At 29.5% G+C, this 21,094-nt stretch carries 16 protein-coding genes, 1 tRNA gene and 1 pseudogene; 17 read left to right on the forward strand and 1 reads right to left on the reverse strand.

Translation table 11 applies throughout. The annotated features are described in order from the left end of the window. Positions 1-8: 8 nt before the first annotated feature. The 17 genes from rpmG to AVBRAN12647_RS06600 all read left to right on the forward strand — a co-directional run bounded on the left by rpmG (position 9) and on the right by AVBRAN12647_RS06600 (position 20,438). Positions 9-167 carry a 50S ribosomal protein L33 gene (gene rpmG, locus AVBRAN12647_RS06520; protein WP_214118203.1) on the forward strand — a complete coding sequence of 53 codons (159 nt, stop codon included), beginning with the start codon at positions 9-11 and terminating at the stop codon, positions 165-167. Positions 168-171: 4 nt separating this feature from the next. Beyond that, a tRNA-Trp gene (locus AVBRAN12647_RS06525) sits at positions 172-247 on the forward strand. Positions 248-262: 15 nt separating this feature from the next. Further along, positions 263-442, forward strand: coding sequence for a preprotein translocase subunit SecE (secE, locus tag AVBRAN12647_RS06530; protein WP_214118201.1), 180 nt, complete (start codon positions 263-265; stop codon positions 440-442). A gap of 9 nt (positions 443-451) precedes the next feature. Continuing rightward, complete coding sequence (nusG, locus tag AVBRAN12647_RS06535) at positions 452-985, forward strand: transcription termination/antitermination protein NusG (protein WP_214118200.1); 534 nt, start codon at positions 452-454, stop codon at positions 983-985. A gap of 17 nt (positions 986-1,002) precedes the next feature. Beyond that, complete coding sequence (gene rplK / locus AVBRAN12647_RS06540; RefSeq protein WP_214118198.1) at positions 1,003-1,428, forward strand: 50S ribosomal protein L11; 426 nt, start codon at positions 1,003-1,005, stop codon at positions 1,426-1,428. Between the two features lie 56 nt (positions 1,429-1,484). After that, positions 1,485-2,186, forward strand: a complete 702-nt coding sequence (rplA, locus tag AVBRAN12647_RS06545) for a 50S ribosomal protein L1 (protein WP_214118196.1) — start codon at positions 1,485-1,487, stop codon at positions 2,184-2,186. 185 nt (positions 2,187-2,371) lie between these two features. Continuing rightward, positions 2,372-2,851, forward strand: a complete 480-nt coding sequence (gene rplJ, locus AVBRAN12647_RS06550) for a 50S ribosomal protein L10 (protein WP_214118194.1) — start codon at positions 2,372-2,374, stop codon at positions 2,849-2,851. An 18-nt stretch (positions 2,852-2,869) separates the two neighbouring features. Continuing rightward, complete coding sequence (gene rplL / locus AVBRAN12647_RS06555; protein WP_214118192.1) at positions 2,870-3,244, forward strand: 50S ribosomal protein L7/L12; 375 nt, start codon at positions 2,870-2,872, stop codon at positions 3,242-3,244. Between the two features lie 89 nt (positions 3,245-3,333). After that, positions 3,334-7,464 carry a DNA-directed RNA polymerase subunit beta gene (gene rpoB, locus AVBRAN12647_RS06560; RefSeq protein WP_336609655.1) on the forward strand — a complete coding sequence of 1,377 codons (4,131 nt, stop codon included), beginning with the start codon at positions 3,334-3,336 and terminating at the stop codon, positions 7,462-7,464. Beyond that, entirely contained in the window at positions 7,454-11,992 is a 4,539-nt protein-coding gene (rpoC, locus tag AVBRAN12647_RS06565; protein WP_442862233.1) for a DNA-directed RNA polymerase subunit beta', read from the forward strand. The genes rpoB and rpoC overlap by 11 nt, the downstream gene beginning before the upstream one ends. Positions 11,993-12,284: 292 nt before the next feature. Further along, positions 12,285-13,652, forward strand: coding sequence for a hypothetical protein (locus tag AVBRAN12647_RS06570; RefSeq protein ID WP_336614882.1), 1,368 nt, complete (start codon positions 12,285-12,287; stop codon positions 13,650-13,652). 51 nt (positions 13,653-13,703) lie between these two features. Then, the gene (locus AVBRAN12647_RS06575; RefSeq protein ID WP_336614883.1) at positions 13,704-14,570 is read left to right on the forward strand and encodes a hypothetical protein; all 867 of its coding nucleotides are present in this window, start codon (positions 13,704-13,706) and stop codon (positions 14,568-14,570) included. Between the two features lie 534 nt (positions 14,571-15,104). Then, entirely contained in the window at positions 15,105-16,331 is a 1,227-nt protein-coding gene (locus AVBRAN12647_RS06580) for a hypothetical protein (RefSeq protein WP_336614884.1), read from the forward strand. 19 nt (positions 16,332-16,350) lie between these two features. Next, positions 16,351-17,307: a hypothetical protein gene (locus tag AVBRAN12647_RS06585; protein ID WP_336614885.1), complete on the forward strand. Its 957-nt coding sequence runs from the start codon at positions 16,351-16,353 to the stop codon at positions 17,305-17,307. A 10-nt stretch (positions 17,308-17,317) separates the two neighbouring features. Further along, positions 17,318-18,676, forward strand: coding sequence for a hypothetical protein (locus AVBRAN12647_RS06590; protein ID WP_336614886.1), 1,359 nt, complete (start codon positions 17,318-17,320; stop codon positions 18,674-18,676). An 8-nt stretch (positions 18,677-18,684) separates the two neighbouring features. Then, positions 18,685-19,854 (forward strand): hypothetical protein, encoded by a 1,170-nt coding sequence (locus tag AVBRAN12647_RS06595; protein ID WP_336614887.1) that lies wholly within the window; start codon positions 18,685-18,687, stop codon positions 19,852-19,854. A gap of 161 nt (positions 19,855-20,015) precedes the next feature. Next, a complete protein-coding gene (locus AVBRAN12647_RS06600; RefSeq protein ID WP_239803262.1) occupies positions 20,016-20,438 on the forward strand; it encodes a hypothetical protein in 423 nt (140 codons plus the stop codon). A 406-nt stretch (positions 20,439-20,844) separates the two neighbouring features. On the opposite strand, the pseudogene AVBRAN12647_RS06605 reads toward AVBRAN12647_RS06600, so the two are convergent. Then, positions 20,845-21,094, reverse strand: a pseudogene (locus AVBRAN12647_RS06605) (cytochrome b/b6 domain-containing protein); the annotation flags it as partial.

The following is a 21,094-nucleotide window of genomic DNA, read 5'->3' on the forward strand; positions in this document are numbered from 1 at the left end:
GAAATGTTATGAGAATTAAAATTGGTTTAAAATGCGAAGAAACAGGCGATATTAATTATAGTACGTTTAAAAATTCAAAGAATACTACTGAAAAGTTAGAACTTAAAAAGTATTGCCCAAGATTAAGAAAACATACAGTTCATAAAGAAGTTAAGTTAAAAAGCTAATTTTAGGGCAATAGCTCCAACGGTAGAGCGCCGGATTCCAAATCCGATGGTTGGGGGTTCGAATCCCTCTTGCCCTGCCAATTAAAGGTTTTAAAATGGAAAAATTAATAAATTATTTTAAGTTATCAAAAGCTGAGTTAGCAAAAGTATTTTTTCCAACTAAAGGACAAGTAAAAAATGCTTTTATTACGGTAGTTGTTGTAGTTACCGTTATTTCTTTATTTTTAGCTTTTGTTGATTTTATTATGTCTTTTTCATTAAAGAGTATTTTATAAGGGCGCGAGATGAATTTTAAATGGTATGCAATTCAGACTTACGCAGGTAGCGAAATGGCTGTAAAAAGAGCTATTGAGAAATTATGTTATGAAAATGGAATTTCTGATAGATTAAAAGAAGTTTTAGTTCCTACAGAAGATGTTATTGAAACAGGTAAGAATGGAAAACAGAAAATTACAGCAAAATGTTTATATTCTAGCTATGTTTTTGCAAACATTGATTTAGATATAGAGTTATGGCATAAAATTCAAAAATTGCCTAAAGTTGGAAGATTTATTGGAGAATCTAAAAAACCTACTCCTTTAAGTGAGAAGGATGTTAATTTGATTTTAGAAAAAGCTAATAATAAAAAAGCTCCAAGACCTAAAATTTTCTTTGAAAATGGAGAAAGCGTTAGGATTACTGAAGGCTCATTTGCGAATTTTACAGGTATTGTAGAAGAATACGATATGGTTAGGGGTACTTTAAAACTTAATGTTTCAATTTTTGGAAGAAGTACGCCAGTTGAAATACTATATTCACAAGTAGAAAAAATTATTTAATAAATTAAGGAGTCATTATGGCTAAAAAAGTTGTTGGGGAAATTAAATTACAAATAGCTGCAACAAAGGCAAATCCATCACCACCAGTAGGACCTGCTTTAGGACAACAAGGTGTTAATATTATGGAATTTTGTAAGGCTTTCAATGAGCGTACAAAAGATATGGCGGGATATAATATTCCAGTAGTTATAACAGTATATGCTGATAAAAGTTTTACATTTATAACAAAACAACCACCTGCTACAGATTTAATTAAAAAAGCTGCAGGTATTTCAAAAGGAACTGATAATCCTTTAAAAAATAAAGTAGGTAAGCTAACAAAAGCTCAAATACTTGAAATTGTTGATAGAAAAATTGCTGACTTAAATACAAAAGATCGTGAGCAAGCTGCTAAGATTATTGCAGGTTCTGCTAGATCAATGGGTGTTGAAGTAGTAGATTAATAAGAACCTAACCGCCGGGTTAAGGCGGAAGCACTTTAAAAAATGCGGAGAAAAATATGGCAAAAAAAGCAAAAAGAATTCAAGAATTATTAAAAAAAGTTGATTTAACAAAAGAATATTCACTAAATGATGGTATTAAAGTTATTAAAACTTTATCATCAGCTAAATTTGATGAAACCGTTGAAATAGCAATGAAATTAAATGTTGATCCAAGACATGCTGATCAAATGGTAAGAGGTTCAGTAGTATTACCAGAAGGAACTGGCAAAAAGGTTCGTGTAGCTGTAATTGCAAAAGATATTAAAGCTGATGAAGCAAAAGCAGCAGGAGCTGATATTGTTGGTGATGATGATTTAGTAGAAGAAATTCAAAAAGGTAATATTAATTTTGATGTATTAATAGCAACTCCAAATTTAATGGGGCTAGTTGGTAAAGTTGGCCGTATTTTAGGACCTAAGGGTTTAATGCCAAATCCTAAAACAGGAACAGTTACTATGGATGTAGCTCAAGCTGTTAAAAATGCTAAATCAGGACAAGTTAATTTTCGTGTAGATAAACAAGGAAATATTCATGCTGGTTTAGGTAAAGTTAGTTTTTCTGAAGAAAAATTATTAAATAACGTTAGTGCTTTTGTAAAAGCAATTAATAAACACAAACCTGCAACTGCAAAAGGTAGATATATTAAGAGTGCAACTCTATCTTTAACAATGAGTCCAGGTTTAAAACTTGAAACTCAAGAATTATTAGATTTAAAATAATTTTTTCTATGAATAGCTATTTTTTAAACTTTTTATGTTAAAAATATAGCTATTCTTTTTCAAATTTTTATTTTAGTTTTTTTGCGTAAAGAATTTAAATAAAAATTTGATTTGTGACAGCCGAGGTTTATTACTTAATTGACTTTTGTCTCTCTGCTTAAATCATAAATCGGAAAGGAGAAACGATGACAAGAAACCAAAAAGAAGAACTAATAGCTAGACTTTCTGATGAATTTACAACAAACAATGCTGTTGTTGTTTGTAATTATAAAGGTATTATTACTAAGCAATTAGAAGTATTACGTGATTCTGCAAGAGTTGCTAATGTTAAAGTAGAAGTTATTAAAAATACTTTAGCTAGTATTGCTTTAGAAAAATCAGGCAAAAATGGTTTAACACTTAAAGATACAAATATTTATCTTTGGGGAGAAGACGCGTTAGCAGTTACAAAAGTAGCAGCTAAATTTGCTGAAAAAAATAATGCGTTTGAAGTTAAGTTTGGTCACATAGATGGTGAAGTTGCAGATGCTAATAAAATTACTGCATTATCTAAAATGCCATCTCGTGAAGAGTTACTTGCTATGTTATTGCAAGTTTGGAATGCGCCGATTCAAAATTTCACAATCGGTTTAAATGCACTTAAAGAAAAAAAAGAACAAGAATAATTTTATAAAGGATAAAAAATGGCAATTACAAAACAAGATGTATTAGAATATATCTCAAATCTAAGTGTTTTAGAACTATCTGAATTAGTTAAAGAATTTGAAGAAAAATTTGGTGTTAGTGCAGCTCCTGTAATGGTTGCTGGTGCTGTAGGTGGTGCTGCAGCTGCTGCTGAAGAAGAAAAAACAGAATTTAACGTTGTGTTAGTAGATTCAGGTGCTAACAAAATTAATGTTATTAAAGTAGTACGTGCATTAACAGGATTAGGCTTAAAAGAAGCTAAAGATGCTGTTGAAGGTACTCCATCAACATTAAAAGAAGGTGTTAGCAAAGCAGATGCTGAAGAAGCTAAAAAACAACTTGAAGAAGCTGGCGCTAAGGTTGAACTTAAATAATTTATTTAGCCCTATTTTTAGGGCTATTTTTGTATTGTGTTGTTTTTACAACAAAACTATTCTTTCAAAACTTACCAAGAGGTACATATATGTTAAATAGCTTACATTCAGGAAACAGATTAAGGGTGGATTTTTCAAACGTTCCACAGCAAATTGAGATTCCAAATCTATTACAATTACAGCAAAAAAGCTTTGATTATTTTTTAAATATTGGTAATGAAGACAGGGAAAGTGGTATAGAAAAAGTTTTTAAATCTTTTTTTCCTGTTAGTGATTCTCAAAATAGATTAAGTTTAGATTACGTATCTTGTGAATTTGTAAAGCCTAAATACACAGTAAGAGAGTGTATGGAAAGAGGTCTTACTTATGCAGCTAACTTGCGTGCAAAAATTCGCTTGACGTTATATGATAGAGATGAAAAAACTGGTGAAAAAATTGGAATTAAAGATATAAAAGAACAAGATATTACTATTCGTGATATACCTTTAATGACAGATAGAGTTTCTTTCGTTATCAATGGGGTTGAAAGAGTAGTTGTAAATCAGCTTCATAGAAGTCCAGGTGTTATTTTTAAAGAAAGCGAAGAAGGTAATAAATTACTTTATTCTAGCCAAATTATACCTGATAGAGGAGCTTGGATTTATTTTGAATTTGATTCAAAAAATATTTTATATGCAAGAATTAATAAAAGAAGAAAATTCCAAGCAACACTTTTATTAAGAGTATTAGGATATAGCAAAGAAGATATTATTCAATTATTTTATCCAATTCAAACAATAACACTAAAAAAACATAAATTCTATACAAAATTTGATATTAATGCTATAGGCGATAGAGTTGAATTTGATTTAATTAATGAAAAAGGTGAAGTTGTTCACGAAGCAGGTAAGAAATTAACTAAAAGAAAAATTAAAGAGCTTGAAGAATCAGGTTTAAAATTAATAGAATATCCTGTTGATATTTTAGCTAATCGTCAATTAGCAGAGCCTGTATATGATAAAAATACTGGGGAATTATTATTTGATACTCTTACAATGCTTGATGAAGATAAGCTAATTGCTTTAGTTCATAATGGTAGTGATTTTAAAATAGCTAATGATGTTGGTTCAGGAATTGATGATTCAATGTTAAAAACTCTTCAAAATGATTTAGATATGTTTAAATCATTTAAGCGTTCAGAAAATTATGAAAATGAAGAAGAATTTGCAATAGCTAAAATATTTAGAGTATTAAGACCAGGTGATCCTGTTGTTTTAGAAGCAGCAAAAACTTATATTTTAGATATGTTATTTAACCCTGAAAGATACGATATAACAAGAGTTGGTCGTATGAAAATGAACCATAAATTAGGACTTGATGTTCCTGAATATGTAACCGTTTTAACTAGAGAAGATATAGTAAAAACTATTCAATATCTTTACAGAATTAAATCAGGTCGTGGATATTTAGATGATAGAGACCATTTAGGAAATAGAAGAATTAGAGCTATTGGTGAGTTATTAACTAATGAATTACACATAGGTTTTGCGAAAATTCAAAAAGGTATTAAAGATAAATTAAGCTCAATTACTACTCCTATTGAAGAATTAATGCCAAGTGATTTAGTGAATTCAAAAATGATTACTTCTACACTACTTGATTTCTTTACGGGCGGTCAATTATCACAATTTATGGATCAAACAAATCCACTTAGTGAAGTTACACATAAAAGAAGATTATCGGCTTTAGGTGAGGGTGGTTTAGTAAAAGAAAGAGCAAGTTTTGAAGCTCGTGATGTTCACACAACTCATTATGGAAGAATTTGTCCTGTTGAAACTCCAGAAGGTCAAAATATCGGTCTTATTAACTCGCTTTCAACTTATGCAAAAGTTAATGATTTAGGTTTTGTTGAAGCTCCTTATAGAAAAGTTGTAGATGGTAAAATAAGCGATGAAATCGTGTATTTAACAGCTACTCAAGAAGAAGGAATTTGTATTGCACCAGCTTCTACGAAAGTAGATGAAAATGGAAATATTGTTGATGATTTAATTGAAGCTAGAATAGATGGAGAAACGATACTAGCAAAACGCGAAGATGTAGGACTTATTGACCTTACTTCAGGGGCTATCGTTGGGCTTGCAGCTTCGTTAATTCCTTTCCTAGAACACAATGACGCAAACCGTGCACTAATGGGTTCAAACATGCAGCGTCAAGCAGTTCCATTGCTTACTGCTACTGCTCCAATAGTTGGAACAGGTATGGAAAGAGTAGTAGCAAGAGATGCGTGGGAAGCAATCAAAGCTAAGCGTTCAGGTAAAGTAGAAAAAGTTGATAGCAATAATATATTTATATTAGGCGAAGATGATAATGGTTTATATATAGACCATTACAAACTAGAAAAGAACTTAAGAACAAACCAAAATACAACATTTTCTCAAAAACCAATTGTAAGAAAAGGCGATATAGTAAAAGTAGGACAAGTAATTGCAGATGGTCCTTCTATGGATCAAGGAGAGCTTGCTATTGGTAAAAATGCTTTAATTGCATTTATGCCTTGGAATGGTTACAACTACGAAGATGCTATTGTAATGAGCGAAAAAATGATTCGTGAAGACGCATTTACTAGTGTTCATGTTTATGAAAAAGAAATAGAAGCTCGTGAATTAAAAGATGGCGTTGAAGAAATTACTCGTGATATTCCGAATGTAAAAGATGAAGATATAGCACATTTAGATGAAAGCGGTATTGTAAGAATCGGAACGCATGTAAAACCTGGTATGATTTTAGTAGGTAAAGTTTCTCCTAAAGGTGAAGTAAAACCAACTCCTGAAGAGAGATTATTAAGAGCGATTTTCGGAGAAAAAGCAGGTCATGTAGTTAATAAATCTTTATACGCAGGTGCTAGTGTTGAAGGCGTTGTAATTGATGTAAAAGTATTTACAAAAAAAGGTCATGAAAAAGATGCTCGTGCAAAAGCAGCTCAAGACGCTGAACGCTTAGTATTAGAAAAAGACTATCATGATAGATTATTAATGATGGATAGAGAAGAAAATCTAAAGATTGCTAAATTATTAAAAGAAACTCCTTTAGAAAAAGCTGAAACTATAGGCGGAACATCTTATAAAAAAGGTGAAATCGTAAAAGAAGATGATTTATCTAATTTAAATCGTTTTGCTATTGGAAGTATTATTAAAGCTTATCCTAAAGATGTGCAAGCTTATTATGAGAATTTAAAAAATCATTTCCAAAATGAGAAAAAAGCTCTAAAACAAGAGCATGATGAAAAATTAGAAATATTAGAAAAAGATGATATTTTACAAAATGGTATAGTAAAACTTGTAAAAGTTTATATAGCAACTAAGCGTAAGTTAAAAGTTGGGGATAAAATGGCAGGTCGTCACGGAAATAAAGGTATAGTTTCTTGCATAGTTCCTGAAGTTGATATGCCTTATTTACCTGATGGAAGACCTGTTGATATTGTTTTAAATCCACTAGGTGTTCCAAGCCGTATGAATATAGGTCAAATTCTAGAAAGCCATTTAGGTTTAGTAGGACTTAGACTAGGAGAACAAATTCAAGAAATATTTGATGCAAAAAGAGCTGATTTTATTAAAGAATTACGCCAAAAAATGATTGATATTTGCGATATTTCAAGATTAATGGACGCTAAAGTTTATCTTAAAGATATGAGTGATGATGAGTTTATTCGCCACGCAAGAGATTGGAGTAAGGGCGTTAAATTTGGAGCTCCTGTTTTTGAAGGTGTAACTGCAGAAGAATTTAAAAAACTATTTGCAATGGCTAGAATAGATATGGATGGCAAAAGTGAGCTATACGATGGTCGCACAGGCGAAAAGATGAAAGAGCGTGTAAATGTGGGCGTTATGTATATGCTTAAACTTCACCACTTAGTAGATGAGAAAGTTCACGCAAGAAGTACAGGTCCATATAGTCTTGTTACACAACAACCTGTTGGTGGTAAAGCATTATTCGGAGGTCAAAGATTTGGAGAGATGGAGGTTTGGGCATTAGAAGCTTATGGTGCAGCACATACCTTAAGAGAAATGCTAACTATTAAATCTGATGATATTGATGGAAGATTTGCAGCGTATAAAGCACTTGCAAAAGGAGAAAATGTAACTTCAGCAGGAATTCCTGAGACATTTTTTGTTCTTACAAACGAGCTAAAATCTTTAGCTTTAGATGTTGAGATTTATAAAGAGGATAATGATGATGAATAAGAAATATAAAAAAATCCAACTTAACGAAGAAGAAAAACCAAGTCAATTTGATGCCATAGGGTTTAAAATAGCTAGCCCTGAGGCTATTCGTTCATGGTCATTTGGTGAAGTAAAAAAACCAGAAACTATAAACTATCGCACACTTAAGCCTGAAAGAGACGGCTTATTTTGTGCTAAGATTTTTGGGCCAATTAGAGATTATGAGTGCCTTTGTGGAAAATATAAAAAAATGCGTTTTAAAGGCGTTAAATGTGAAAAATGTGGAGTTGAAGTAACTACAAGTAAAGTTCGTCGCACTAGAATGGGTCATATTGAATTAGTTACTCCAGTGGCTCATACTTGGTATTCAAATGCAATACCTGCAAGAATTTCAACACTTTTAGATATTTCTACAAAAGATTTAAGCCGTGTTTTATACTATGAAGCATATATTGTAGAAGCTGTTGGAGATGCGCATACTGCAACTTATGATGATAATAAAAAAGTTACAAAATATAGCGTAATCAGCGAAGAACAATTCCAAGCTTTAAATGAAAGATATGAAGATACTGGCTTTAAAGCTAGAATGGGTGGAGAAGTAATTCATGATTTATTAGCTGAACTTGATTTAGTAGATATGGTAAGAGAATTAAAAGAAGCTTGCGAGCTAGCTCCAAAATCAAAAAAACCTGCAATTATTAAAAAATTAAAAATTGTAGAAAGCTTTTTAGCAAGTTCTCAAAGTGGAGAAGGAAATCGCCCTGAATGGATGATGATTACATGCTTACCTGTTTTACCACCTGATTTACGCCCATTAGTGTCTTTAGATGGTGGAAAATTTGCTGTTTCTGATGTGAATGATTTATATCGTCGTGTAATTAACAGAAACTCTCGTTTAAAAAGATTAATTGAACTTGATGCGCCTGAAATTATTATTAGAAACGAAAAAAGAATGCTTCAAGAAGCTGTTGATTCATTGTTTGATAACGCTAGAAAACAAACAGGAGCAGCTAAAGGTGCAAACAAAAGAACTCTAAAATCACTTACTGAAATCATCAAGGGTAAGCAAGGACGCTTTAGACAAAACCTACTTGGAAAGCGTGTTGACTTTTCAGGTCGTAGCGTAATTGTTGTTGGTCCAAAACTTAGAATGGATCAATGTGGCTTACCTAAACAAATGGCTTTAGAATTATTTAAACCACATTTATTAGCTAAACTTGAAGAAAAAGGTTATGCAACTACGGTTAAACAAGCTCATAAAATGATAGGCGAAAAGACTAACGAAGTATGGGAATGTTTAGAAGAAGTAGTAAAAGATCATCCTGTAATGCTAAACCGTGCACCAACTCTACACAAGCTTTCAATTCAAGCTTTCCATCCAGTGCTAGTTGAAGGTAAAGCTATTCAGTTACACCCTTTAGTTTGTGCTGCATTTAACGCTGACTTTGACGGCGACCAAATGGCTGTGCATGTTCCACTTAGCCAAGAAGCAATAGCAGAATGTAAGATATTAATGCTAAGCTCAATGAATATTTTATTACCTGCAAGTGGTAAAGCTATAACAGTTCCATCACAAGATATGGTTTTAGGTATTTATTATCTATCGCTTGAAAAAACAGATGCAAAAGGTGCTAATAAGATTTGCACTGGTGTTGATGAAGTATTAATGGCTATGCAAACAGGCTCACTTGATATTCATGCTACAATCAAATCAGTTGTAAATGGTAAGAGTATTAAAACTACTGCGGGTCGTTTAATTATCAAATCAATTTTACCTGATTTTGTTCCTGAAGAATTATGGAATAAGGTTTTAAAGAAAAAGGATATCGGAGCATTAGTTGATTATGTTTATAAAAATGGTGGCTTAGAAATTAGTGCAAGTTTCCTTGATAATCTTAAGAATTTAGGTTTTGAATACGCTACAAAAGCTGGTATTTCAATTTCTATTGCTGATATTATTGTTCCTGATGAAAAGAGCGATAATATAGAAAATGCAAAAGCAAAAGTAAGAGAAATCCAAAACTCATTTAACCAAGGTCTAATCACTGCTAGTGAGCGTTACAATAAAATTATTGATATTTGGAAAAATACTAATAATGAATTATCAAAAAATATGATTAATCTAATGAAAAACGATAAAGCAGGATTTAACTCAATTTATATGATGGCTGATTCAGGTGCTAGGGGTTCAACGGCTCAAATTTCACAGCTAGCAGCTATGCGTGGTCTTATGGCTAAACCTGATGGTTCTATTATTGAAACACCAATTACTTCAAACTTTAGAGAAGGGCTAAATGTTCTTGAATACTTTATCTCAACTCACGGAGCTAGAAAAGGTCTTGCCGATACTGCGTTAAAGACCGCAAGTGCAGGACACTTAACAAGAAAGCTAATTGATGTTGCTCAAAATGTGAAAATCACTATGAATGATTGTGGAACTCACGAAGGTATAGAAGTTAGTGAAATTACTGCTGATGGTGTTGTAGTTGAAAACTTACACGATAGAATTATAGGTAGGGTTTTAGCTGATGATGTTATTGATCCAATTAGCAATGAAGTATTATTTAATGAAGGCACATTAATTGATGAAGTAAAAGCAAAAAGCATTGTTCAAAGCAATATCAAATCAGTTACAATTAGAACTCCAATTACTTGTAAAGCTAAAAAAGGAATTTGTGCTAAGTGCTACGGAATTAGCCTTGCTGAAAGTAAGTTAGTTAAAACTGGTGAAGCTGTTGGTATTATTTCAGCTCAATCAATCGGTGAGCCAGGAACTCAGCTAACACTTAGAACTTTCCACAGCGGGGGAACTGCTACAACTGATATGCAAGATAGACAAGTAGAAGTTAAGAAAGAAGGTTTCATAAGATTTTATAATGTTCAAACTTATAAAAATAATGAAGGCAAACAAATTATCGCAAATCGTAGAAATGCAAATATCCTTTTAGTTGAGCCTAAGATTAAAGCTCCATTTGATGGAAGTATTTCATATATTAATGCGCACGATGATATAACTATAGTTGTAAAATCAGGTAAAAAAGAGCAAAAATATATTTTAAGAAAACACGATGTTGCAAAAATCAACGAATTAGCTGGTGTTAGCGGAAACTTATTAGGAAAGCTTTATTTACCTTATAAAGAAGGTGATAAAGTTGTTGAAAATGAAAGTATAGTTGAAGTTATTAAAGAAGACTATAACATTCCAAGACGTATTCCTTACGCATCAGAATTACTAATAGAAGATGGAGCACCAGTAGCTCAAGATATTAGAGCAAATGCGGTTGGTAAATTAAACTATTACATTCAAAAAAGCGATGGTTTAGAAAAAATTGAGCTTAAAAAAGGTCATATAGTTAATGAAAAAGGTTTATTTGTAATTATTTCAGATGGAAATGATAGAGAAGCTATTCGCCATTATGTTCCAAGAAAATCTAAAATAGAATTTGGAAGTAATGAAATAATTAAAAACGCTAATGATTTAATAGTTACAGATGCAAGTAATGAAAGCCATATAATAGCTCAATGGGACCCATATAATAACCCTATAATAGCTGAGAGTGATGGTGTTGTAAGCTTTGTAGATATTGAACCAGGCTTTAGTGTTGAAGAGCAAACTGATGAATTAACAGGAAATAGCTCTTTAGTAGTTAATGAATATTTACCTGCTAGTATGAAACCTGCTATTGTGATTACAAAAGATGATGGAAGCACAATCAGATATCAACTAGAATCAAAAACCGTTATTTATGTAAATAATAATGAAAAGGTAAAAGTAGCTCAAATTTTAGCTAAAACTCCAAAGGCAGCAACTAAGTCTAAGGATATTACGGGTGGTCTTCCAAGAGTTACTGAATTATTTGAAGTAAGAAAGGTTAAAAACCCTGCTACATTAGCTGAGATTGATGGAATTGTAAGACTAGGTCAAGCTAGCCGTATGCGTCAAGTTATTACTATAGAAGGTGCTGATGGCAATTTAGTTGAGCATACAATTGACCGCCATAGCCAAATCCAAGTAAGAGATGGTGAGATGGTTCATGCAGGTGAGCGTTTAACTGATGGAACAATTACAAGTAATGATATTTTAAGAATATTAGGCGAGAAAGCATTGCACCATTATTTAATTAGCGAAATTCAGCAAGTTTATAGCGGACAAGGCGTTGCAATTAGTGATAAACATATAGAAATTATTATTTCGCAAATGTTAAGACAAGTAACCATTATAGATAGTGGAGATACTAAGTTTATAGTAGGTGATGTAGTAAGTAAGCGTAGATTTGCTGAAGAAAACGAAGCTGTTATGAAATTTGGTGGAAGTCCAGCTATTGCAGAACCACGCTTAACGGGTGTTACTCGTGCGTCAGTTAGCAGTGATAGTATTATTTCAGCTGCTTCGTTCCAAGAAACTACTAAGGTATTAACTGAAGCTAGTGTAACTGGTAAAGTAGATTATTTAGAAGACTTAAAAGAAAACGTTGTTTTAGGTAGAATGATACCTGTTGGAACGGGACTTTATTCAAGAGCAAAATTACAAATTCATAAAAACGACTAATTATAAGGGGATATAATCCCCTTATTTATTATTAATATCACAATACATTTTCTAATTACAATATTTAAATAAATATGAATATTTTAAATAGCTATAATTTTTAACTACATTTTTTAGCTTTCAAATCTTGTTTTAAATTCTTTAAAATTAGTAGAATTTAAATAAATGCTTTAGATGTTTTTATTGATATTTTTCATATTATATATTTTAATTTAAAGGTATTTAAAAAATACAATGATTTTAAAATATAAAAATAGTATTATTTTAAAATATTATAAAAAGTGGGGTAAAAATGGCTTTTGAAAATGTAGTAATCACAAAAGAACTTGATGAAAAATATAAATTATCTAAAATCTTTAACATTTACAATAGAAGGTATAAAACTATTCCAGAAAGAAAAAAGTTTTTATTTGATAGTGATAAAGAGTGTTTTTTGCTTGAATGCTATCATTATGAAGATCCAGAGCTTGACCATGCTTATCTTAGCAAGGCTGTGTATATTATGTGGTATCAAAATACCTTTATAGAGCTTGTGATAGATTATAATTTGCACGAGATGATTGGAAACGAGATGTATGATTATATCTATGAGATTTTAGATATAAAAGTGCTTGATTCTACTATTAAAGATAACAAAGAAGGCTTTAATGTAATAGGGTATGATTATATATGTAGAGTTTTAGACATTAAAGATAAATCACCGCTTAGCAAAGATGAAATCTTTAGCGTAGTAAAAGATGCTTTGTTAGCTTGTAAAGGCTATGGAAGAAAAGTATATGTTTTAGATGAGATGACTAAACAAAAGTTAGAACAAACAAAACTATCATTAGATGAGGCAAACGAGATTTTGGATATTGCTGATGATACAGGGTATTTTGATTATATAGCAAAGCATTTAGATTTAAGATATCTTGGAGTTTTTAATAAATACACCGTTTTTTGCGAAGGGGTAAATGATATAAAAGATACAAGAAGTATTGATAAAACTATCGCTTTAAAGTTTTTGGATATTGATACAAATACAAGCTTGAAAAACGCTTTTATAAGGGTTTTTGATATAGACGAGCAAAGCTTGTTAAAAACCTTAAAAAGCGATATGTTTAAGTGTGTTGATATTTATAATATATTTAGCTCTCGCTTAAACAAAGAATTACATGATACAAAAGAATACAAAGCTTATGTGGAATTTGAAATTATGTACGAGACTCTTTTAAAGCGTTTTGCACGAGAGACATCAGGTGCAGTGCGTGTGATAGTAAGCGATAATCCTAGTCATAGTTTTGTTCATGCTACTTGTAAAGAGATTATGAAAAATGAAAATATAACTATGATAAATGATATACCAAAGAAGTTTTATCATGATTGTGCATGGTATTATGAGGATTTGCTTGATGCTTTTAGACGCGAGAAGGAATTTTTCAAAGAACATGTAAAAGAAACAGAACTACTTCTAAAACAATTGTCAATATATAAAAAATACGGCGTGCGTGGTTTTAATATTTTTAGATTTTTTTATAAATACTATGATAAAGCTTTTAGATTTTTTAACAAATACTACAATCCTTTTATGAAAGTTGTTATATTTGGTTTGCAGTTAGCTTGTGTTTATTTTATTATTAGATTAGTTATTGTTTTGCTTAAGATTTTTGGTTTGATTTAGTGTAATAAAGAATGTATTATTACTAAATTAACTTTATTTTAAAGGTAGGATATGAATGAGTTTTTAATATATCTAACATATTTTTTAGATAATTTACATGGTTTAGCTAGTGGAATTATTAGTATTTTAATTCCTATAGATTATGTGCCATTTTTTATTACCTATCCTACGCTTTTTGCCCTTACATTTTTTATAGGAATGAACCTTTATCCTAGATTTATAATAGCTTTATATATTTTATTTTTTTATTTGGTTATAAGAGTTGGGCTTATTGATAGAGATATCGGTGGGGGATTTGTAGTTTTACAACTATTGCTACCAATTGTATTTTCACTATTAATTTGGTGGTTTTATAAGTTAATAATGAAACAAAATCAAAAATTTATTAAAGTTATCTTTTATTTTTTCTCATTTTTAATGATTGCTTTTCACGGAATATTATTAATAAGTCATTTTAATTTACAGCAAAGTCCAAAACACGAAGTAACAGAACTTAAAAAACCAAATACCTTATTATTAAGCACAATTAAAAAGCAAAACTATACGATAGATGGAAAATTTTTTAAAAGTGTAAAATTGATAGTTGATAAAGAAGTGCAATTATATGAAGATTATAAAAAATATGAAAAACGCTTTGAAGAAGAAGCTTCAGAATTACCAACTAGACTTAGTAAAGATAAGCTAATAAATTATGATATTTATGGTTATTTTGTGGATTGTAGTTACGCAAAATCATATATGTCTTTTAGAGGACTAAAAATCCCAGAGCATCCTGATTTTGATAGAATTTCTAATTCCTTTGCTAGGTTATTTGTTGATAATTATTATCTTGATTTAGGTAATTATTCTAGCAGTGGTAGTTGCTCTAATGATGTTTATCAAAATTATTTAAATAAATTAAAAGAAGAATTAAAATGAGTTGTAGTTTAGAATACACATTTTTATTTTTAATATAATTATTTGAATTAATTTTTCATAATTAAATATATTAAACAAAATATTTTTATATTAATTATAAGTTAAAAATAAAATTAATAAAGTTTTATAAATATTAGTTTGATAATATTTTTTATTATTTTTAACCAATAACCACAAAATATTATATTTTATATTGATATTTTTTTTATTTTTTATATAATAATACCCTAATTTTAACTCAAGGAGAAACAATGAAAATTAAAATTTCACTACTTACATCGGTGTTGTTGGGGGGGGGTATTAACATTTAGTGCTTGCTCTTTTTCTACAGGAGGACAAGGCGATTTAGATTCAAAACTTAGCAATCTATACAATATTCAAGCAAACAAAGATAGCGTTTGCAAATACAACGAAGTTACAAAAGACCCTATATATAACGGAAGTGCAGAAGGTATTAAATTATTATATTGTGGTGATTATACAAATTCTTTTAAATCTTTTGATGTTGCAGTAAATAGTTTTGGCAATTCTAGCTTGGGTGATTATAAAGGTTTATTTTATGAATTACCAATTTTAAGAACTTATCAAGGAATAGACCAATTATTATCAACAAGTGTTTTATTTAATAAAGAAGCAGTAGAAGGTAGTAATAATCCTATTTTTGAATCAGCTAATAGATTGTTTAGATTAGCTGGTGATGAGCAAGCAAAAATTGAAGAAAAATATAAATCAGAAATCACCAAATTAGCTCAAAATATGGGTGGCGAAGATAGTTTCGTATTTAAAATCATCCAAAATTTAGCGAATAGTGCTATTAATGACAATACACAAGAATTAATTGGTATGAATTGCAAAAATGATAAAAAATCAGAAGATAGCTTTATAGGTGATGATTGCAAAATTCTTCAAGCAGAGCAAGGATTTATTAATACTTATGTTGAATTTATGCAATTTGTAGGTGGAATCTTAGAAGGTGGTGAAGAAGTTGATGAGGTTAGACAAAGATTGTTAAAAATCAAAGAGAAAGATGTTGATAACAAAGTATTAGCAAGTGTTTTTGATAAAATTTATGGGGATAACAAATCTGATACAAATCATGTATTTGTAGTATATGAAAACGGGGAATCAAAAGGCTTAGAAGATTATGAAATGAGCTTTCCTATTCCAGCTGACTTAAACCATTTAAAAGATAATTCTGTTAGATTAGCAGTTACTTATGCAGCTTTAAATATTAATACAAAATTAGATGATGATATTATCAAAGCTATTGGTGGGCTTACTGATGCTCGTGGAGTGTTGCCTAAACTAACTGATAGTAAATCATCTTATGAATATTTAGAAGTAAGTAATAATGGTAATACAGAAAATACAAAACAATTAGCTGATATGGATAAAATTATTACAAAAGATTATAACAGCAATATAAAAAATATTATGATAAAAGCTATTTTTGATGCAGCTGTTAAAACTGCTATAAATGTAAGTGCAGCTAATAAAAGTCCATTATTAGGATTTGCGGCAAATAAAGCTACTGAAGCTGTTAGTCTTAGTGATTTAAGACGTATTGTGGGACTTCCAAAAGATTATCAATTAACAGTACTTGATAATACAGGAGATATTAAAATCACAGATAATAAAGGAAATGAAATATTTTCAAAATCTAATTTAGATAAAAATAAAAACTACTTAATTTATGTTAAATCTCCAAAAATAGGCACAAATTATATAAAAGTAATTGAAGGTAATATTTCACATAATTGAAAATAGGAGAAACTGAGTAATGAAAAAATATTCAATATTATTAGTTGGATTATTATTTAGTGCTTGTATAAGTAATCAAAACTCTCCTGTAAGTGCAAGCGTAAGTAATGAAAACTCTATTTTAAGTGCAGATGATATTGTTAGGGCATTAGATAAATGCCCTAATGTAACTTATGCAAATGCTAAAGACTTAAAATATTTAGGTTGTGAGTTAGTAAAGAGTAAAAAAGGTAATCGTGAAGTTGTGAATTTAAAACTAACAAGTCAAACTAAAGACCAAAAGGCCTATAAGGTAAAAATTACTTGGGAAGATGCTTATGGTATGACTACAGATGCGTTTAACGAGAGATTAACTACTGATTATTTCAGAATATCAAGCTACGATACAAAAAGTTTGCTATACCTAGCTCCTACTGATGATTCTGTGAATTATAAAATATTAGTAACTGGGATTGATAAAATACCAGTAGGTGCTTTATATGATAGTAAACATTCAAATATGGGTTCAAATGATTTTGCTTTAGTTACTGATAAGCTTGCAAAACAAATGTATTACGCAAAAGTTAGAAGTGATAAGTTTTTAAATTGCGGAGATTACCCGTGCAATTTAATGGTAGAAAGAATTAAAAACAATACAAGACAAAACTTTAGCCCTAAAGAAATAAAAGAAGCATTAGTTAATGCTATTATTGATTATCAATTAGCAAATTATATTGATAGTGTATCGGGTGATGGTAGCACGAGTAATTCTTATGCGATAGCTAAATCTCTTGAAGGAAATGAAGATTTTGACCAAGATAAAATTGTTCAATCAGGACATTTAGTAGGACCTACTCATTCTTTAAGGGGTGTGATTAGACAACTAACAAATATACAAAATGGTAGCGTTGCGTATTATTTAGATGTATCTATTAATAGATTAGCAACAGGAGTTGTAGAGTGGAAAGGTAGAGAAGAAATTAATAAAAGTTATTAAGGAGTTAACAATGTTAAAGAAAACACTTCTGGGTTTTACAGCAGTATTATTAATGAGTCAAATAACATTTGCAAGTGAAAGTCCAATAAAAGTTTGTGAAGGTGAAAAAGGTAAGTTTGATAAATATATAGCTTGTATAAAAAATGAATTGCAAAACAAAGATGAGATTTTATTTGTAGGGGCAAAAATTGTCCCTTTAGCACAAAATAAGAGCGGGGTAAATTTTTATAGTTATTTAGATACAGCTTTTCAAAAGGCTATGCTAGAAATTAAAAGTAAAGCAATAGCTGAGAATGGTTTAAGGCATATAAGTAGCGCTATTTTGGCTATAACTGATAAGACAGAAGATACACAAAAGCTAAAAAGTGAGCTTGAAAATGAAGCGAAAGCTGAATTAAAAGCTATGAAAAGAGAACAAAGCTATGAAGAAATTGTGGATGGTGTTTTAAATAGAATAAAAACTATAATAGACCCCAATTTAGATATACAAGATTACTCACAAGCTCAAAAAGAACAAGCAAAAGCAATAGCAAAAAGTGCAATATTTTCAGATACATTTGCTTCTAATATAAGTCAAAGTGGTTCGGGTATAGCACAAGGTTTGGTAACTTATATGAGCGTAATTGATACAGATAAAGATGGTAATTCAAGACTTGGGGTGATTGCTTATGTATCTGATAGGTCAATTCAGCTTTATAATAGTCTTACTAAGGGTATTGAAATTCCAGAACCAGAAAATAAAGCAATTTGCAAAAAAGTAACAGATATTATAAAAGCTATGAGCGATGAAGAAAGATTAGGCAGGGTAGGAACAATGTTTTATTGGGATGAGAATTGTAGACCTGCATTATTATCATTTTCTTTAAAATCATACAAGCAAAAACCTGCTTTAAAATATCAATTACAAGAAACAAATACAGAAAAATCAGAAATGGTAGCTCAAGATAATTTAGCACAATTTTTAGGTTCTTATGTAGATTTACAAAAAAATTACACTGCCGAAATGAAAACTATTCAAAATGCTATGTTTACTATAATTGAAGGCGCTATTAATGATGGAGTATATGAAGAAGGTAGTGTTGAAAATACTATATCAAGTTCTTTTTCTAAAATAGTAAAAACTCATAGCAAGGTAAATACTAAAGGAATGAAGATAATAGAACAATGGTATCAAGATTTAGGCGATGTTGGAGTTGTTGGTTCTATGGTTTCTTATTCTTTAAGTAATATTAAACAAATTGATAAAAAGAATGAACAAATTAGTGCAGTAAAAACTGGTCAAAAAACTGCAACAAGCAAAGATGTAAAACCTATTAAAGTGCAAAAATCAATGCTAATTTATAACAATCAAGTAACAGATGATTTTTAGGAGCTTGTATGAAAAAGTTATTAATTATGATTTTAGGCTTAGTAATAAGCCTAAATGCTGCTATTGTTACTAAAACTAGCATAAAAACTGCTACTGGTGAAGGATATGGTCTAACGTATGAACAAGCAGTTGATAATGCTCTTGCAGAAGCCATTGGGAAATTAAATGGTGCTTATATAAAAAGCACTCATCAAAATAAAGTTCAAGCAAGTAATAATAACGGCGATATAAATTATCAAGAAACTTATAATAAAAAGATATCTCGTGCAACACAAGGTAGATTTAATTCATTTGATGTAATTAGCAAAATGCAGACTGCTGATGGTTATAAGGTAGTAGTTCAGGTTAAAAAAATTAGCTCTAATAAACATTATAAAATCCCAGGTCAAAATACAAATAAGCATAATTTGATTGTAGTTCCTAGAATTAGTGAATTAAATATGATGAGTATTGGTTATGAAGAGTTGGTGTTTTTAAATACATTAAAAACAGCCATACAAAATGAGATTTATAAGGCTAGAAAATTTAATTTATTAGATAGAGATAATCAAAACATAACAGAAAATGAAGCAAGATTTATTAAAAATAATGCTAGTAAAGATGAAGCATTAAGATTAGGTCATACTTTAGGGGCTGATTATGTGTTTTTGTTTGATGTAGCATCATTTAAATATATTCCTGGTAAGCATTCAAGCTACACAAATAGCATAGGTAAATCAAAACTTAGTGCAACTATAAATTATCAAGTTATTTTAATGGCTACTCAAGAGATAAAATATTCAAATACAAGCACAATACAATATGAATTTAAAGAGTTAAATAATGTAGAAATTGATAATTTTATAAATAAAATTGCAAAAACTATGGTTGAGAATTTTCATTCAGGTATTTATCCGCCAGTGGTAGAAAATATTAGCAATAATCTTGCTGTTTTTACTCAAAAAATACCTATTGGAACTATCTTAGATTGTTTTGCAAAAGGAAAGGTAATTATTGATAGCAGAACAAAAGAGAAGAGCTATACTGAAGATTTTTCAGGAGTTGTAGAGATTATTAGAAATAACGAAAAACAAAGTTATGCAAATATATCAAGCGGTAATATAAAAAAAGGTGATATTTGTAGAATTAAAAAAGAAGAGAAAATTAAGAAAAAAGTCTCAAACGGATATGGTTTGTAGCAAGAAATGGCGCTTTGCCATTTCTTAAAATATTTATAAATTTTTATGTAAAATAATAGAACACAGCTTAAAAGTTGAATTGCTAAAAGAATTTAAATTAGTGATAAAATCACAAGTATTATCTGATATAAAATAAAACATTTTGCTACAAGGAAATTAAAGTGGAAATTATCAATAAAAAGTGTGATATTTGTTCTTGTAAAATCTCAAAATTAACTTATAAAAAAGATTTAGGATTTATTAGTCTAAAATGTCCTAATTGTAATGCTTTTTATATTTTAAAAAGCAAAATTAATGGCTTTTCTTTTAGCAATGCTTTGAGCGTTATTTTTGGTTTTATTAGCGCTATTATTACAATAATTTTTGCCACTTCAAATAAGAATTTAGCTAATGAAAATTTTGTATTTTTTATCTTTATATTATTTGCGATTTTTTTAATATCTATCGCTATTTTTTCTATTATTGAGCGTTATTTGAATATATTTATATTTTCTAAGTTTTTCTTGGTTGAAGATTTGAGTAAAATCAAAGCTAAAAGTAAAACAATAATAGACTATATTTTAAGCAAATTTAAATTCTTATAAATCATCACAAGCTTTAATTTATCAATGTTTGTTTAAAGTGTTCTTTTAAAGATTTAATAATAGAAATAACTACGAAATAATACAATAGACAAACTTTTTTATACCTGTTATCTAACTGAAAATATTTAATTTAATCTTAAAATATTAGTAGTTCTTAAAACTATATTTTGGTATTACAAAATAAATATAATATTTTTATTTGATTGTATGATTTATGCCTTTTTTAGTAAAGTTAGTAATAATTTTTGGCTTTGTTTAATACTTGCAAATTTGCTTAAAATTGTCCTTTGTTTTTACTAATTTTTCTTATTTTTATATTATGAAAATTTATTTTCTTAAGTATATTTCATCGGTATCAATTTCAACTAAACAAATAATCAAATTTATAATTTAGTTCTAGTAAAGCTCATAACATATTTAAGACCTTTTTAGCGGCTTTTACACCTTCATGCCATAATTTATGTCTTTTTAATACATATTTAGCATCAATTTTTCCACCAAACATAGCACCTAAAAGTGCTCTATTAGTCTTAAAAACAAAAGCAAATAAATGTATAAATATCCAAAAAATCATTAAAAACATTCCAATATTATGTAGTAATGCTACTAAAAATATAGAGTTTTCACTAATTGAAATTCCCGCTAAATTTTTATAA

The sequence above is a fragment of the Campylobacter sp. RM12647 genome (assembly GCF_020138135.1).
Classification (GTDB): Bacteria; Campylobacterota; Campylobacteria; order Campylobacterales; family Campylobacteraceae; genus Campylobacter_E.

Coding starts and splice junctions, on each gene's coding strand:
- rpmG (WP_214118203.1), top strand. CDS start 9: ATGAGAATTAAAATTGGTTTAAAATGCGAAGAAACAGGCGATATTAAT.
- secE (WP_214118201.1), top strand. CDS start 263: ATGGAAAAATTAATAAATTATTTTAAGTTATCAAAAGCTGAGTTAGCA.
- nusG (WP_214118200.1), top strand. CDS start 452: ATGAATTTTAAATGGTATGCAATTCAGACTTACGCAGGTAGCGAAATG.
- rplK (WP_214118198.1), top strand. CDS start 1,003: ATGGCTAAAAAAGTTGTTGGGGAAATTAAATTACAAATAGCTGCAACA.
- rplA (WP_214118196.1), top strand. CDS start 1,485: ATGGCAAAAAAAGCAAAAAGAATTCAAGAATTATTAAAAAAAGTTGAT.
- rplJ (WP_214118194.1), top strand. CDS start 2,372: ATGACAAGAAACCAAAAAGAAGAACTAATAGCTAGACTTTCTGATGAA.
- rplL (WP_214118192.1), top strand. CDS start 2,870: ATGGCAATTACAAAACAAGATGTATTAGAATATATCTCAAATCTAAGT.
- rpoB (WP_336609655.1), top strand. CDS start 3,334: ATGTTAAATAGCTTACATTCAGGAAACAGATTAAGGGTGGATTTTTCA.
- rpoC (WP_442862233.1), top strand. CDS start 7,454: ATGATGAATAAGAAATATAAAAAAATCCAACTTAACGAAGAAGAAAAA.
- AVBRAN12647_RS06570 (WP_336614882.1), top strand. CDS start 12,285: ATGGCTTTTGAAAATGTAGTAATCACAAAAGAACTTGATGAAAAATAT.
- AVBRAN12647_RS06575 (WP_336614883.1), top strand. CDS start 13,704: ATGAATGAGTTTTTAATATATCTAACATATTTTTTAGATAATTTACAT.
- AVBRAN12647_RS06585 (WP_336614885.1), top strand. CDS start 16,351: ATGAAAAAATATTCAATATTATTAGTTGGATTATTATTTAGTGCTTGT.
- AVBRAN12647_RS06590 (WP_336614886.1), top strand. CDS start 17,318: ATGTTAAAGAAAACACTTCTGGGTTTTACAGCAGTATTATTAATGAGT.
- AVBRAN12647_RS06595 (WP_336614887.1), top strand. CDS start 18,685: ATGAAAAAGTTATTAATTATGATTTTAGGCTTAGTAATAAGCCTAAAT.